At 67.9% G+C, this 15,998-nt stretch carries 10 protein-coding genes; 5 read left to right on the top strand and 5 right to left on the bottom strand.

Annotated features, from left to right (window positions below):
- Positions 1 to 198 precede the first annotated feature (198 nt).
- The 5 genes from ACEN9H_RS18225 (at position 199) to ACEN9H_RS18205 (ending at position 8,538) form a co-directional block, all read left to right on the top strand.
- Positions 199 to 3,147, top strand: a complete 2,949-nt coding sequence (locus tag ACEN9H_RS18225; protein ID WP_413671533.1) for a TonB-dependent receptor — start codon at positions 199 to 201, stop codon at positions 3,145 to 3,147.
- Positions 3,148 to 3,222: 75 nt separating this feature from the next.
- The gene (locus tag ACEN9H_RS18220) at positions 3,223 to 5,562 is read left to right on the top strand and encodes a beta-galactosidase (protein ID WP_413671532.1); all 2,340 of its coding nucleotides are present in this window, start codon (positions 3,223 to 3,225) and stop codon (positions 5,560 to 5,562) included.
- Between the two features lie 14 nt (positions 5,563 to 5,576).
- A complete protein-coding gene (locus ACEN9H_RS18215; RefSeq protein WP_413671531.1) occupies positions 5,577 to 6,683 on the top strand; it encodes a glycoside hydrolase family 43 protein in 1,107 nt (368 codons plus the stop codon).
- A complete protein-coding gene (locus ACEN9H_RS18210) occupies positions 6,680 to 7,717 on the top strand; it encodes a LacI family DNA-binding transcriptional regulator (RefSeq protein ID WP_413671530.1) in 1,038 nt (345 codons plus the stop codon). Before ACEN9H_RS18215 ends, ACEN9H_RS18210 begins: the two co-directional genes overlap by 4 nt.
- A gap of 98 nt (positions 7,718 to 7,815) precedes the next feature.
- On the top strand, positions 7,816 to 8,538 hold the full coding sequence (locus ACEN9H_RS18205; RefSeq protein WP_413671529.1) for an SDR family oxidoreductase: 723 nt from the start codon (positions 7,816 to 7,818) through the stop codon (positions 8,536 to 8,538).
- Here the strand turns inward: ACEN9H_RS18205 and ACEN9H_RS18200 are convergent.
- The 5 genes from ACEN9H_RS18200 to tssM are packed head-to-tail and all read right to left on the bottom strand — an operon-like array spanning position 8,500 to position 15,983.
- Positions 8,500 to 9,369 carry a LysR family transcriptional regulator gene (locus ACEN9H_RS18200; protein ID WP_413671528.1) on the bottom strand — a complete coding sequence of 290 codons (870 nt, stop codon included), beginning with the start codon at positions 9,367 to 9,369 and terminating at the stop codon, positions 8,500 to 8,502. The genes ACEN9H_RS18205 and ACEN9H_RS18200 overlap by 39 nt on opposite strands.
- A gap of 27 nt (positions 9,370 to 9,396) precedes the next feature.
- A complete protein-coding gene (gene tssA, locus ACEN9H_RS18195) occupies positions 9,397 to 10,431 on the bottom strand; it encodes a type VI secretion system protein TssA (RefSeq protein ID WP_413671527.1) in 1,035 nt (344 codons plus the stop codon).
- A 14-nt stretch (positions 10,432 to 10,445) separates the two neighbouring features.
- Positions 10,446 to 11,240, bottom strand: coding sequence for an OmpA family protein (locus ACEN9H_RS18190; RefSeq protein ID WP_413671526.1), 795 nt, complete (start codon positions 11,238 to 11,240; stop codon positions 10,446 to 10,448).
- Between the two features lies 1 nt (position 11,241).
- On the bottom strand, positions 11,242 to 12,228 hold the full coding sequence (tagF, locus tag ACEN9H_RS18185) for a type VI secretion system-associated protein TagF (protein ID WP_413671525.1): 987 nt from the start codon (positions 12,226 to 12,228) through the stop codon (positions 11,242 to 11,244).
- Positions 12,225 to 15,983, bottom strand: coding sequence for a type VI secretion system membrane subunit TssM (gene tssM / locus ACEN9H_RS18180; protein ID WP_413671524.1), 3,759 nt, complete (start codon positions 15,981 to 15,983; stop codon positions 12,225 to 12,227). Before tssM ends, tagF begins: the two co-directional genes overlap by 4 nt.
- Positions 15,984 to 15,998 lie beyond the last annotated feature (15 nt).

The raw sequence follows: 15,998 nt of genomic DNA, 5'->3' as shown, positions 1-15,998 counted from the left end.
TTGGTGAAAATCGTAACGCCGATTGGTTGCTTTCGTAACTCGGCGTACTCCTATAATCCACTCGCATTGTTATCGATATCTACAACGGCAGCCGGCTTCAAGGCGTGTCGCAAAACCAACGAAACAATAAAACAACGAGTCCCAACGGATTAATTGGAGGAGAAGAAGATGCACCAGAAATATCATATCAGCCCCCGCATGACCCTCGTCGCGCTCGCCCTGTCCCAGGCCTTTGCCGCGCAGGCGATGGCACAGGTGGCGCCGGTCGACGCGAACACGGTCGTCGTGACGGGCATCCGTGCCAGTGCGCAGTCGTCGGTGGCCACCAAGAAGAACACGATGGAAATCGTGGACTCGATCTCCGCCGAAGACATCGGCAAGCTGCCCGATGCGAACGTCGCCGAGACGATGACCCGGGTTCCGGGCGTGACGGGCTACCGCTACGGTGGTGAAGCCGCCTCTCCCGCTGGCAACGGCTCTGGCCTGACGATCCGCGGCTTGTCCGGCTTGACCTCCGCCCAGCTCAACGGCCGCTCCTATTTCACCGCCGGCAGCCGCGAATTCAACATCGAAGATGCGATTCCCGGGATGATTGCCGGGGTGGACGTCTACAAGAACCCGTCGGCCGAACACGTCGAAGGCGGGATCGGCGGCCTGGTCAATATCCGCACGCGCAAATCCAGCGATTTCAAAAAATTTACCGCGCAATTCAATGCCGGCGTCAACTACAACGACCTGGAAAAGAAATACGACCCGGACCTGTTCGGCCTGGTAGCCAACCGCTTCAATCTCGGGGGCGGTTCGAGCTTTGGCGTGTTGGCGGGCGTCGCGTATCAAAGGACCGCCGGGCGTTCGGACAGCATGCTTGCCAACCGCGGGCCGGACCTGCGCCGCATCGTGCGCGCCGACAGCGCCGAGTATGCCAAGTTGGCCGCGGCCAACACCAGCAACAACCCGGCCTTGCCACTGTCGAGCTATGTCGGTAAATCCGATGTCAGCTTCCTGGCGCCGGTCGCGACCCTGCCGGTGAAGGGCAATGTGGGCCCGAACATGCCAGACCCGACCGGTTTGACTGCGGACGAGATGAGCAACATCATCACCACGCCCGGCGTGTTCACCAACCTGTTCCAGGAGTCGATCCATCGCCAACGCAAGGGGCTGAACCTGGCGGCGGACTACGTTGTCGATAACACCCTGCGCTTCTACACCGAAGCCAACTCGACCGAGTACCTGTACCATCAGAAATATCGTTTCATCTGGATCGACCAGGGCGTCAACGGCGGTAGCGGCAACGTGCGCAACCTGCAGACGGCACCGTTCGCCTTGACCGAAGGCCTGGCCAACCGGAACCTTAACGGCGGCAGCGATGACGTGCTGAGCACCAAGCGCTTCCAGTCGGGTACCTTCCTGAACACCCAGTTGCGTAATTGGGGCGGCGACGAGCATTCTCCCTACAAGACCTGGAACGTCGCGGGCGGCGCCGAATGGCGACCCACCCCGGCCCTGTCGCTCAAGGCCGACCTCTCCTACCTGAAGGCAACCCGCACGCAGGACAACCGCCGCGTCGAGTTTGCTGGAGCGGCAGGCACCGCCTGGGACGTCAACCGCGTGGCCGATGGCGAACCGCAGCAACTCGGCATCAGCGGTCCGAGCGTGTCCGATCCATCGAATTTCGTGTTCAATTGGTATAACAACGCCCCCAATCAGTCCTGGAACGATAAAGGGAAGGCCGCCGTCCTGAGCGGTGCTTTCACCCCTGAAGACGGGTTCATCTCGCGGCTGTCGTTCGGCGTGCGTTACGCTTCCCAGGAGGACCAGTACAGGAACTTCGGTTTCGGTCGCCCCCTCACCACCGATGGCAAGCCCCTCGCGGCAGACCGTTCGAATGCGATCCCGGTGAGCGGCAAGGCTGGCAACACTGTGCTGGGTCCCACTGACTGGATGCAGGGCAAGACCGGGTTCACGAGCCCGTATGTGGTCTACAACCCGGATCTCCTGCTGGGCAACCAGGTGCGCGATCAGTTCCCGAGCGCCAACATTCCGGCGGAAGGCAGCTGGGCGGAGGCCCTCGATCAGCGCCGCGGCTACAAGGAAAGCACCACTGCGGGATGGCTGAGCGCCGACTTCAACGCGCTGGACGAGCGCATCAAGGGTAACGTGGGCGTGCGCGTGGTGCGCACCGATCTCACGGCGTACACGAATCTCCTGGACCCCACCACCGCACCCCCGACGCTGTCGACGCAGACCAAATCGAACAGCTACACCAACGTGCTGCCGACCCTGAACGTCAGCTATGACATTATGAAGGACTTCCTGGTGCGTTTCGGCTATGGTCGCGGGATCACCCGCCCTGACCCGGGCCTGATCAATCCCAACATCGATCGGGGCAACGCAGGCATCGGTGTGCTCAAACTGGGCAATCCGAACCTGCGTCCGCAGGTGGCCGACAGTTTCGACGTGTCGTTCGAGCGCTATTTCAACGCCACGAACTATACGTCGGTCGCCCTGTTCAGAAAGAACATCGACGGCTTCTTCAACGCCGTGAACAGCTGCCAGTCGGTCCCCTTCACGCCGGCCTATACGGGCGCCACGCTCAATGGCTGTGACGCCGGCAAATGGAATGTGTCGCAGCAGGTCAACGCAGACAAGGGTTGGGTCAAGGGTGTCGAAGTGGCGGGCCAGTGGTTCTTCGATTCGAGCGCGGGCTGGCTGGATCACTTTGGCGTGTCCGGTTCGTACACCTACCTCGACTCCGCCAACCCGGTCAACATTGGCACCGTGACGGAACCGCACGTGATCACCACGCAGCAGCCCGCCCTGTCGAAGAACAGCTACAGCATCTCGGGCCTGTATGAGGACAACAAGCTGTCGGCCCGCCTGGTCTACACCTGGCGTTCGTCCAACTCGCCGTGGGGCTTCGGGGCGTCTCCCATGGCCAACACCTACACGCCAGCGTACGGCATTCTGGACGGGTCGCTCAACTACGCCGTGGACGACCACATGTCGCTGTCGTTCAACGCGAGGAACATTACCAACAAAGCGCCTCTCCGCTTCTCCGGCGAAGCCCTGACTTACGAGACTGGCCGCGATTCCCAGCACTTCATCAACGGCCGCGGCTTCGGCCTCAGCATGCGCTACAAGTTCTGATCCCGGCAAGCACCGGCACGGACGACCGCACTGCGCGGCCGGCTGTGCCGGTTTTTTTCTTTGGATACCGACCACATGACCATCAGTTTCCAGCGCCGCCGCCTGCTGCAGGGCGCGGCCCTGCTGCCGTTTACGGGCACCCTCCACGCGGCCGCCTCGCACCGCTTCGCGATCGGCGAACACGACTTCCTGCTGGACGGGAAGCCGATCCAGATCCGCTGCGGCGAAATGCACTTCGCCCGCGTGCCGCGCGAGTACTGGGCGCACCGCCTGAAGACCATCAAGGCGATGGGCCTCAATACAGTGTGCGCCTACCTGTTCTGGAATTACCACGAATGGAGAGAGGGTCGCTACGACTGGGCCGCCCAGCGCGACGCCGCGGAGTTCTGCCGGCTCGCGCAGCAGGAAGGCCTGTGGGTGATCCTGCGTCCCGGTCCGTACGCCTGTGCGGAGTGGGAGATGGGCGGCCTGCCGTGGTGGCTGCTGAAGCACGACGGCGACGCGTTCCTGCGCACGCGTGACGAGCCCTATCTGGCGCCGGCGCGGCGCTGGCTGAAGGAAGTGGGGCGCGTGCTCGGGCCGCAGCAGGTCACGCACGGCGGTCCGATCCTGATGGTGCAGGTCGAGAACGAGTACGGCTTCTACGGCGACGACGTGGGCTATCTGCGCGTGCTGCGCCAGGCCTTGCTGGATGCGGGCTTCGACGTCCCGCTGTTCCAGTGCAATCCGACGAATGCCGTGGCGCGTACGCACATTCCGGAACTGTTCTCGGTGGCGAACTTCGGCAGCGACCCGGCCGCCGGCTTCAAGGCGCTGGACGCCGTGCAGAAGGGCCCGCGCATGTGCGGCGAGTACTACTCCGGCTGGTTCGATACCTGGGGATCGCCGCACCGCCGCGGCGGCGTGGAAGGGGCGACGAAGGACATCGCCGCGATGCTGAAGGCGAACGGGTCGTTCAGCCTGTACATGGCGCACGGCGGCACGACGTTCGGCCTGTGGGGCGGCTGCGACCGTCCGTTCCGGCCCGATACGACGAGCTATGACTACGATGCGCCGATCAGCGAGGCGGGCTGGATCGGCGAGAAGTTCGACGCGTACCGCGCGGCGATGACGCCGTTCCTGGCGCCGGGTGAAAAGCTCCCGGAGCCGCCGCCGCGCATGGCGACGATGACGATTTCCCCGTTCGCGCTGGCCGAATCCGTGCCCGTGAAGTCCGCGCTGCCGGCGCGCGTCATCAAGGACGTCTCGCCGCGGCCGATCGAGCAGTACGACATCAGCCGCGGCCTCGTCTCGTATCGCGTGACCCTGCCGGCCGGCCCCGCGGGCGTCGTGGAAGTGGCCCGCGCGCGCGACCTCGCGTGGGTGACGCTCGACGGCAAGCAGATCGGCACGTTCGACACGCGCTACCGCCGCTACAAGGTCGACGTGCCCGCGCGCAGCAAGCCGGCGACGCTGGACATCCTGCTGTACACGATCGCGCGTGTGAACTTCGGCCCCGAGGTCCATGACCGCAAGGGCATTCATGGTCCGGTCACGTTCACGCCGAAAGGCGGCAGTGCGCAGCCGCTGGAACACTGGGAAATCCGCGCGCTCGATTTCGACGCGGACGGCGTGCTGCCGAAGCTGGCGTTCAGGAAGGGCCGCGGCAAGGGCGGCGCGTTCTACCGCGGCGGCTTCGATGCGGCGCGCACGGAGGACACGTTCCTCGACATGTCCGCGTGGGGCCAGGGCGTCGTCTGGATCAACGGCCGCTGCCTCGGCAGGTTCTGGAGCATCGGCCCCACGCAGACGATGTACCTGCCGGGACCGTGGATCCGCAAGGGCCGCAACGAGGTCGTCGTGCTGGACCTGACGGGGCCGCGCGGGCAGGGCACGCCGACGATCGCGGGACGTACGACCCCGATCCTCGACCAGCTGCACCGCGAGCGCGACCTGCCGCGTCCACCGAGCACGGTCCGGCTGCAGCTGGACGGCGTGAAGCCGGCGCACGAAGGCGAATTCGCGCCGGGCTCGCAGACGCAGGACGTGCGCTTTGCCGCTTCGGTGAAAGGCCGCCAGTTCTGCCTGGAGTCGCTCGACGCCTTCGACGGCAAGCCGTTCGCGGCCGTGGCGGAGCTGTCGCTGCTGGGCAAGGACGGCAAGACGCTGGACCAGTCCAACTGGACCATCGCCTGGGTCGACAGCGAGGAAGCGACGAAGGAAGACGGCGGCGCGCTGAATGCCATCAACGGCCAGAACAGCGACTACTGGATTACGGCCGACAAGGCCGCGTACCCGCACCGCCTCGTGATCGACCTGGGGCGGCAGATGGACGTGGCCGGGCTGCGCTATGTGCCGCGCCAGGGGCCGGACGGCACCGCGGGACGCATCCGCGGCTTCCGCGCGTACGTGGGCGATACCCTGGTGGCGGAATAATCAAGGAGACGTCAATGAGAACATTCCTGGCAGCGGCGGTACTGATCATCGCGGCCCATGCGCAGGCGGACGGCGTGTTCCGCCCCGGCGCGCTTTGGCCGGATGACAAGGGCGTGCACATCAACGCGCACGGCGGCGGCATCCTGGAACACGACGGCGTGTATTACTGGTTCGGCGAGCACAAGGTCGCCGGCACGGCCGGCAACCGCGCGCAGGTCGGCGTGCACGTGTACAGCTCGCGCAACCTGACCGACTGGAAGGACGAAGGGATCGCGTTGGCGGTCACCGACGACCCGGCGAGCGACATCGTGCGCGATGCGATCATCGAGCGGCCCAAGGTGATCCGCAATCCGAAGACCGGCAAGTTCGTGATGTGGTTCCACCTGGAGCTGAAGGGCAAGCGCTATGACGCGGCGCGCTCGGGCGTGGCCGTCGCGGACAAGGTGACGGGACCGTACGTCTACCAGGGTTCGTTCCGTCCCGACGCGGGCGCGTGGCCGGTCGACGTCAAGCCCGAGGACAAGAATGCCGCCACGTCCTTCCTCGCGCGCGACCACGCGGGCGGGCAGATGGCGCGCGACATGACCCTGTTCGTGGACGATGACGGCAAGGCCTGGCAGTTCTACGCATCGGAGGAAAACCACACGATGCACGTGTCGCGCCTGACGGACGACTACCTGCGTTCGGCGGGGCAGTATGCGCGCGTGAAGCAGAACGGCGACGACGAGGCGCCTGCCGTCTTCAAGCACGGCGGCAAATACTACCTCGTGACGTCGGGCCTGACGGGCTGGGCGCCGAACGCGGCCAAGTCGTACGTCGCGGACGACCCGCTAGGTCCGTGGACGGCGCTCGGCAACCCCGTGCGCGGCACGCCGGAACAGCAGAAGATCACGTTCGGCGGCCAGTCGACCTACGCGCTCACCCTGCAGCGCAACGGCTGCACGCGGCACATCCTGATGCTCGACGTGTGGCGCAAGGAGAATGCGATCGACGGGCGCTACTTGTGGCTGCCCATCGAATGGGAAGGCGGCAAGCCGGTGGTGCGCTGGCGCGACCAGTGGACGCTGGCGGAGATGGACAAGCTGCCCTGCGATGGGCCCGGCGCGACGGAGGCCAAGTGAAGACGGCGCACCGCGAAGCTGGCGGCGCGACGGTATGGGACGTGGCGCGGAAGGCCGGCGTCTCCGCGATGACGGTCTCGCGCGTCATCAACGGCAACACGAGCGTCAGCGTCAAGAACCGGGAAAAGGTCATGCGGGCAATCGGCGAACTCAATTACGAGGTCAACGTGGCGGCGCGCGCCGCGCGTATCGGCACGCTGCGCGTCGGCCTGTTGTACAGCAATCCCAGCGAAGCCTTCCTCAGCGCGTTCCTCGTGGGCGCGCTCACGGAGTGCGGCCAGAGCGGCGCGCACCTGATCCTGGAGCACTGCGACAACCTGAAGAGCCAGCGCAAGGCGATCGACCGATTGATCGACGACGGCGCCGACGGCATCCTCGTGCCGCCGCCGCTGTGCGATTCGAAGTCGGCCCTCAAGATGCTGGCGGAACTGGGCATCCCGTCCGTCGCCGTGGCCACGGCGCGGCCGTCGCCGCAGATGTCCGCGGTGCGCATCGACGACTACGAAGGGGCGCTGACGATGATGCGACACCTGCTCGCGCTGGGCCACACGGACATCGGCTTCATCAAGGGCGACCCGGAGCACACGCCGACCCAGTTGCGCTACCAGGCGTTCATCGACGCGATGCGCGGCGCGGGCCTCGACGTGCCCGCCGAGCGGGTCGCGCAGGGCATGTTCACGTACCGTTCCGGCCTGCTGGCGGCACGCGAGCTGCTGGGGCAACCGACGCGGCCGACCGCGATCTTCGCCAGCAACGACGACATGGCGGCCGCCGTCATCGCGGTGGCGCACGGGATGCACCTGCAGGTGCCGGACGATCTTACGGTCTGCGGCTTCGACGACACGCCCGTCGCGACGACCGTGTGGCCGGAACTGACGACCATCCACCAGCCGATCACGGACATGGCGCGCAGCGCCGTCGCGCTGCTGATCGAACACGTCCGCGCGCAGCGCTCGGGCCACGCCTATGAGCGGCGGCACCAGCTGATGCCGTACACGCTGGTGGTGCGCGAGTCCACGTCCGGCGCCGAGTAAAGGTCATCGGCGTTTCCGATGGCGCCGATCGCTTTTTCCCGTTTCTCTTTCCGGGACGGTGCGCCGACAATCCCGCCATCGATGTCACGGGAGGGGAAATGAACAAGGAAAAGGTATTGGTCGTCGGCGGCAGCTCGGGGATGGGACTGAGTCTCGCACGGTCGCTGCTCGCGGACGGCAACGCCGTCGTCATTGCGGGGCGCTCGCCCGACCGGCTGGATCGGGCGCGGGCCGCGCTGGCCGACGTGGGCGACGTCCACACCGTCGCCGCCGACATCACGCGGGAGGACGACATCGTCCGCCTGTTCGGCGAATGCGGCCACCTGGACCACATCGTGTCCACCGCTGCGGACATCGAAGGCGCGTATGAACTGCTGCCCGACCTGGAACTGGCCGCGGCGCGCAACGTCTTCGATTCCAAGTTTTTCGGGCCGCTGCTGTTGGCGAAGCATGGCGCGTCCCGCCTCGCCGCGCACGGCTCCATTACGTTCACGTCCGGGATCGCGGCCTACCGCCCGGCACCGCGCGGGTCCGTCGTCGCCGGCGTCAACGGCGCCCTCGCGTCCCTCGCGTACGCGTTGGCCGTCGAGCTGGCGCCGATCCGGGTCAACGTCGTATCGCCGGGCTGGGTCGATACGCCGATCTGGCAGCACGTCGCGGGCGCCGAGGCGCCGGCCCGGCTGCACGCCATGGCGCAGAAGCTGCCCGCCGGCCGCATCGGCCGCCCCGACGACATCGCCGACGGCATCCGCTTCCTGATGCGCAACGGCTACGCCACCGGTTCAGTGCTGCATCTCGACGGCGGCCACCGCCTCGTGTAACGCGATCAGCCCGGACGACGCACGCGCGCGCCAGGCAAGTGAAACGGGCACCGTGGCGCCTTCGCCATGCCAGGGCACGATCGCGACGGGCGCCTCTGCGAGCGCCGGCACCATGCGCGGCACGATGGCGCAGCCCAGGCCCCGTTCGACCATGCGGACGATCGCCGCCACGCTGTCGGACTCCCCGGCGATGACGGGTTCTCCCTCCACGCGCGACCGGAACGCCGCCTCGAACATCCGGCGATAGGCGCAGCCCGACGCGGTCACGAGGAAGCGTTCGTGTGCGACGTCGTCGTGGCCGGCGCTCGCACGCGCCGCCAGCCGATGGCCGGGCGGCACGATCAGCACGAGGCGCGCCTGGGCGATCACGCTGCACGCGAGGTCGTCGTCCTGGGGAAGCGTACCGAAGAAGAGGGCGGCGTCCAGCATGCCGTCCTTCACCTGCGCATGCAGTGCCGACGTCTGGGCCACGGTCACGCGGACGGCGATGTCCGGATGGGCGGCCGCCATGCGCGCCACGACGTCCGGCAGGAACGCGGCGGCGAGGGTCTCGATGCCGCCCACCGCCAGCGTCCGGCACGCGCTGCCGGCCGCGGCCAGCACTGCGTCGCGCGCCTCGTCCGCCAGGCCGATCAGCCGGTCCGCGTAATCGAGCATGCACGTGCCCGCCGCCGTCAACGCGAGCCTGCGGTTCGAGCGGTCGAATAGCGCCACGCCGAGGTCGGCCTCCAGCGCCTGGATCTGCTCCGTCACGCTCGATTGCGTGCGGTGGATTTGCCGCGCGGCCTCGCTGAGGTTCAGCGTGCGGGCGACGCGGACGAAGGTTTTCAATCGTTTGAGGTCCATGATGCGGAGAGTTTACCCCGCCGGCGGCACCCCCAGCATTTCCTCGAGATGGGCCAGCGCGCCCTGGTCCTTGACCACGGAACGCAGCCACGTGTGCAGGTCCTGCTCGCCCGCGGCCGCGGCCTTCTCGACGAAGTACGACACGGGGCTGTGCGGCTCCGTCTCGCGGAAGAACTTCGCGATCAGGCGCAGTTGCGCGATCGCGTCCGCGCGCGAGCGGATCGCGCCGGCGGCCGCGGCCTGCGGCTGCGGCGCCGCCACTACGGCTTGCGCCACGGCGGACGGTTCCGCGGGGGCTTCCGCGGCAACGACGGCCTGCGGCGCGGCCGCGGGCGCCGGCAGCGTGTGCAGCAGCGCCTGCACGGCTTCGCGCGCCTGCGAAAAACCGGGGCTGTCCTGGCCCAGGCGTGCGTCGGCCGCGCGTTCCAGTTGCGCGAGCGCGTCCAGGCAGTGTTCCGCGTCCGCGCGCATGCCCTCGATGAAGGCGGTTGAGTTGCCGCGTTTTGCCGCTTCCATGTCCGCCAGGCGCGGCGGCGTGTCGGCGTCGCCGCCGGCCGCGGCGCGGCGGCGTGCGGCTTCGAAATCGACGGTGGCATACGCGGTGCCGCGGCCTTCCGTCAGCGGCATCTCGCGCACGAGGGCGCGCGTGCGCGACAGGATCCACGCGAGGTTGCCGATGCGCTGTTCCTGGTCGCCCCCGTCCGCCTCCGGATACAGGCCCAGGTCCCAATAACGCTCGCACAGGCCGGCCAGCACGCGGAACCCTTCGCCCAGGCCGCGCATGTGGTGGCGCTTGGCAGCGGCCTCCGTGAGCCAGACGGCGAGGCGCAGGTCCTTCGTCTGTTCGGCCAGCAGCCGCGCGCAGCGGTCGACGACGAAGCCCCAGTCGGCCTCCTTCAGGTCCGTGACCCATTCGCCCTGCGCGAGCGACGGGTCGTCGAACTGGCGCGCGCGGGCGATGGCGTCCAGGTCGGGCGAGAAGGCGAGGTCGGCGCCGCATGGGGCGGCGTCGGAGATCGGGGCGAGCAGGGCGTCTGCGTTGAACATGATGTCTTTCCTGGTCATTGCGCGAGGCGGAATTCGATGCGGCGGTTGCGCGCGCGGCCCTCGGCGGTGTCGTTGCTGGCGATGGGGCGGTCCGGGCCCTGGCCGCTGGCGGACAGGTTCTCTTCCCCGATGCCGTGCGCGGCCAGGTAGGCTTTCACCGTGGCGGCGCGCGCCTGGCTCAGGCTCACGTTGCTGGCGCGCAGTCCGGCGCTGTCGGTGTGGCCGATGATCTCGATGCGGCGGCCCTTGAGCTTCTGCATCGCCGCGACCATCTCATCGAGGATCGCGCGCCCGGTCGGCGTCAGGGTCGCCTTGCCGCTCTCGAATTCCACGGTGCGGTTGGCCAGCGTGTTGTCGAGCAGGGCCTGTTCGGCGGCCGAGACGCGCAGGCCGTTGTTGACGGTGTAGGTCGGATTCAGGTTGGTGGCGACGTTGCTCGCGATGCGCTGGCGCAGCGCCTCGTTCGCAACTTCGCCGCGCAGGCTGACGTTGCTGCCGTCGATCTTGAGCTGGCCGCGGCTGATCTGGCGCAGGTCCGGCGTGATCAGCTTCTGCACGTAGCCGTTCCAGTTCGCGGGCATGGCGACGGGGCCGATGGCGATCTGGTCGACGACGCGGTCGGCGCCGTAGACCTCGCGCAGCTTCGCGAGCACGGCGGCCTTGGTCGCCTCGTCCGGCACGGTGCCGCTGGCCGTGACCTGGCCCGGTTGGGCGGCGGCGGGGGCGGGCGCGGTGTTCTGCGCGGCGGCGATGCCGGCGTGGCACGTGACGAAGAACGCGAGGAAGGCGCGCTGGGTGAAGATTCGCATATCAGGTTCCGATGAATGCCGCGGCGACGGAATCGAGCGCGGACTTGAGGGACAGGCTGCCCTGCGCCAGCCAGGCGGAGAGCTTGCGCACGGCGTAGTCGCCGTCGACCTGGTCCTCGACCCATTCGAGGTCGGCGAAGCCGATGAGGTGGTCGAGGCCCGCCTGCGGGTCGATGAGGGTGCGCAGCGTCTGCGCCGATGCGCCGGAAAAGCCGACGACGAGCGCCGGCCGGCCGTCCAGCCGCGTGACGAACAGCGCCAGTTCGAAGTCGGCGCGTGCGAGGAAGGGCGCGATCACGTGCATCCAGAACGTGGCCACGAGGTTGCGGTGGATCGGGTCTTCCGGCAGCGGCAGCACGAGGCTTTTTTCCAGGCGCCCGGACCCGCTGGCCAGCACGGGCTGAAGCAGCATGCCCAGCGCCAGCAGCACCTGGCGGGTGGAGACGGCGAAGCCGGCGTCCGCCAGCAGCGCGTCCAGCGCGGCGATCGTCTGCACGTCGAGGAAGTCGTCGAACGCGGGGTCGTACGCGGCCGCGCGCAGGTCCAGGTCGATCGGCTGGCTGCTTGCGGCGGCCAGCGGCGCGGCCGGATCGCCCGCGTTGCGCACGCCCGCCGTCAGCGTCTCGAGGCGGCTCCACAGGCGCGTGAACACGAGCGGCGTCGTGGGCAGGAACGCGGCGGGTTCCGCGATTTCCATCGCGCCGGCCATCAGGAACGGATAGCGCCGGCTCGATTCGTCGCTGCTGGCGACGATGTGGCCGCCGATCGCGTGGCGCCGGCGCGGACCGACGAACGCGAAGTGCAGCGGCGCGGCGGCGTCGTACGCGAGCTTCCAGCGCGCGTTGGTGCTCATCAGGTCCATCGCTTCCGACAGCCAGTCGTCCAGCACCTTGAGGAGGGCCGGACTGGCGCTGCCGCGCACGAAGTCGCCGCGGCTGGGCAGCTTGCCGAAATAGCCGACGCTGACGGGGGTCGTGAGGCGGCTCATTGCGCACCTCCCGCCAGCGCCGTCTGCACCGGGGCGGTGCGCGGCGCCGTGATCGTTTCCGGCAGGCGCAGGCGCTTGAAGCCCTGGCCCGACGTGGACGCCTGCACCGGTGCCGGTGCGGGCGCGGGCGCGGCCGGCAAGACCTTCAGGTTCGCCGTCACCGTGACGCCGCCGGCCTGCCACGACAGCTCGAACGCGCCGTCGGGCTTGCGCTTGCGCTGGGCCGCGTCGATCATCTTCTTCAGGCCGAAGTGGCCCGGCTCGTCCAGCACGACGACGTTGCGGCCTTCCGGCGTGAGCGCGGTGATCTTCGCGCCCGGCACGCCCTGCGGATTCGGCCACACCATGTGCACCCACGGTTGCGGCTGGCCGCGCCAGCGCAGCGACTGGCCGTCGATCTCCAGCGTGAATTCGGTGGCGCCCTGCGTACCCAGCGCCTGCAGGTCGAAGCGCGTCTGCGCCTCGCCGCCGCTGCTCGCCGCGGCATTGGCGACGCCGCCGGCCGCCAGCGGCGCGACCCAGCCCGGGAAGCTCGCGACGACGTTCGGCGCCAGGTTCACGCCCATGTCCGCCCACGTGCGTGGGCTGAGCGAATCGCCGCGGCGCACGACCAGCGGACCCACCGTCGTGTTGAAGAATTTCGCGATGGCGCCATCCGGGCCGAAGACCTGGCCGATCTCCGCATTGCTCGCCTCGGCCTTGGACTCCGTCGAGAACGGATACTTCGTCGCCAGGTCGCGGTTGAACGGCTGGACGACCTGCGCCGCCCACACCTTGTTGATCTCCGCTTCCGCCGGCTGCACGATCACGGCGAACGTCTGCATCAGCGGGCGCACGAGCACGGGGCGCAGCGCCTGGCGCTGGACGTCCGTCATCCCCACCAGCATCTGCTCGTCCACGTATTTCAGCGCGTCGGCCAACTCGGAGCCGCTGCCGTCCAGCGTCTGCTGCATCAGCTGCTTGGCGCCGGGGCCGGGGTCGCCCTGGTTCTTGATCTGGTTGAAGCGGGCGCGCAGCTTCGACAGGTTGTCGACGTAGCCGCGCATCAGCGAGGCATCCTTGTCGCGCGCGATCACGAGGCGGGCGACGCCGGCGAATTCGCGGCCGACGGGGCCCAGCGCCGGGGTGGACGCGGCTTGCGTGCCTTGCGCCGGCAGGCTGACGTTCACGATGGCCGGCTTCTGGCGCAGGATCGTTTCGCGGAACCAGCCCGTCAGGCCGCTCTGCGCGCGCTGCAAGGTGGCGCCGGCCAGCGTCGGGTTGTCCCACGACGTCTGTTCGTACACGGTCGACACGAGCTTGTTGATCGGCGAATTCTGCGGATCGCCCAGGCGGTTCATCGCGGCGGCGGCGCCGTCGAAGCCTTCCAGGTCCTTCACCGTCACGCCCTGCATGAACTTCTGCCATTCACGCGCGTACTCCGTCTTGTACAGGTCGACGAGCGATTTCTGGATCTGTTCCGGGCTCCCTTCCAGCGTGAGGTCGTCGCGCGCGGCGGTCTTCAGCACCCAGTCGGCGCTCTGCAGCTCGCGGTTGGCGGCGTCGCGGAACGCCTGCTGCACGAAACCTTCCCAGGCCTGGCGCGTGAATGCGCCGGAGATGGCGTAGCTGCCGAGGACGAGGTCCTTGTCCTGGTCGCCGACAATGCGCGCCACGGTGATCGACGGGTAGCGCGTCGCGGCGCGCGCCTTCACGTCGGCGTACACGCGTTCCCTCGCCGGCATGCCGCGCACGACCTTGCGCAGGCTGTCGCGGGTCTGGTCGACGAGCGCGAGACGCGTGTCGATGACGGGCCACGACGGGTCGTTCACCTGCGCGAGGTAGAACGAGATCATGCGCTCGGCACTGCGGATCATCTGCTCGCGCGGCATCGCGCCGCGGTTCGATTCCAGCCAGTTGCGCCAGAAGCGCGTCAACTGGTCGTTCAGGTGGGCGCTCTCGGCGCGCGATTTATCGCCCAGCATCAGGTACGTCTTCAGCGCGTTGTACGCGTCTTCGGTGTCCGCGGGCGACGCATCCTTGAACTGCTGCGGCGCGTCGGCCGCCGGGGCGGTGCCCGCCGGCTTGTTCAGCGGCTGCAGCTGGCCCGCATTGCCGTTCACGTCGACGAGGTACGATTCCAGCGATTGCCCGACGGGCTTGAGCATCAGTTCGCGCACGCCGGCGAAGTACTCTTCCTTCAGTTTCCGGTTCAGCAGGTTGCCCTGGTACAGGCCGAGGCTGAGGCTCAGCGGGCGGTGTTCGGCATAGCGGTCGAGCTGTTCGATGCGGTCCTGCAGGATCTCCAGCGCCTGGAAGCGCGACTGCAGGTCGAGGCTCTTGCCCTGCACGCGGATGGCCTGGTCCAGGTCGGCCTGGACGTTGGCGACGAGCTGGCGGTTGTTCATGTACGACCAGCTCCAGCCCCCGAGCGCGAGGCCGACGATGGCCGTCGCGGCGAAGAACGCGGCATAGCGCAGGCGCGTCTTGGCGGGGCTGGCGTACTGCGCCACGAGGTCCTTGTCGGCGAAGATCACCTTGCGGAACAGGTTCAACAGGAAGTAACCCTGCTGCTGGTGCTGGTCTTCGTGCGCGGGCGGCGCGAGGCGCAGGTCGAAGCGCTGCGCGACGCGGGCCGACGACGTGGACACCGTCTCGCCTTCCTGCAGCGCGCTCGTGAAGTAGAAGCCGCGGAACACGGGCTTGAACTGGAACGGGTTGTCCTCGAACAGCGTGGCGACGAACGCGTGCAGCGCGGGCTTGATCGACGCGAATTCGAGCGGGAACGTGAACACGCCGGACGGCATGCTCTCGCGCCGCTGCAGCGCCATGTTGGCGAGGCTCAGTTCCTTGAGGCCGTCGTACAACTCGTCGAAGCGGGCGTCGAACTGGTCGAGCAGGCGTTCGCTCGTCACGTTCTGGTCGTAGGGCAGGGTGGCGCCCCACACTTTTTCGCGCTCGGCGCGCTCGCTGTCCTGGAAGAATTCGTTGAAGCCGTCGATCAGGTCGGCCTTCGTGAAGACGACGTAGACGGGCGCGTGCACCTCCAGGCGCTCCGTCAGTTCCTGCACGCGCTGGCGCAGGTTCTTGGCCAGGTTGATCGCGAACTCGGGGCGGTTGCGCGTGAGCTCCGCGATGCTGACGGCGATGATCACACCGTTGATCGGCGCCTTGCGGCGGTGCTTCTTGAGCAGGTCGAGGAAGCCGAACCACTCGGCGCGGTCCTGGTCGACGACTGAGTAGCGCCCGGCCGTGTCGAGCAGGATGCCTTCGGTCGTGAAGAACCAGTCGCAGTTACGCGTGCCGCCCACGCCCTGCACGACCTTGCTGTCGGCGAAGGGGAACTGCAGGCCCGAGCTGGCGATCGCGGTACTCTTGCCGGCCGCCGGGTTCCCGATGATCATGTACCACGGCAGTTCGTACAGCGCGGCGCTGCCGGACAACTGGCCCAGCTTGGAACCCTTGATCGTCGCGATGGCGTCCAGCAGGCGCTTGCGGATCACTTCCGTTTCCTGGCGCTGGGTGGCGTCCGGGACAGGCTGGTCGGCTTGCTGCTCGAGCATGTCGCCGATCTGTTTGGCCTTGCGGGCATGGCGCCAGCGGCGGAACAGCCAGATGGCGGCGCCGACGGCGAGCGCGATGCCGAGCACGATCCACGGCAGCGAGGCAGGCCATTGCAGCAGCCGCGCGGCCACGAACAGCAGCGCGGCGAAGGCCACCCAGCCGATGAGGGCCAGGCTGGTGCGGGTGGTCAGGAAATCCCAGATTTTTTGCATGATTACGAGAGTGTG

This window comes from Massilia cellulosiltytica, assembly GCF_047325105.1.
In the GTDB taxonomy this organism is placed as follows: domain Bacteria; phylum Pseudomonadota; class Gammaproteobacteria; order Burkholderiales; family Burkholderiaceae_D; genus Telluria; species Telluria orientalis.
This window is presented reverse-complemented; position numbering and strand designations above follow the sequence as displayed.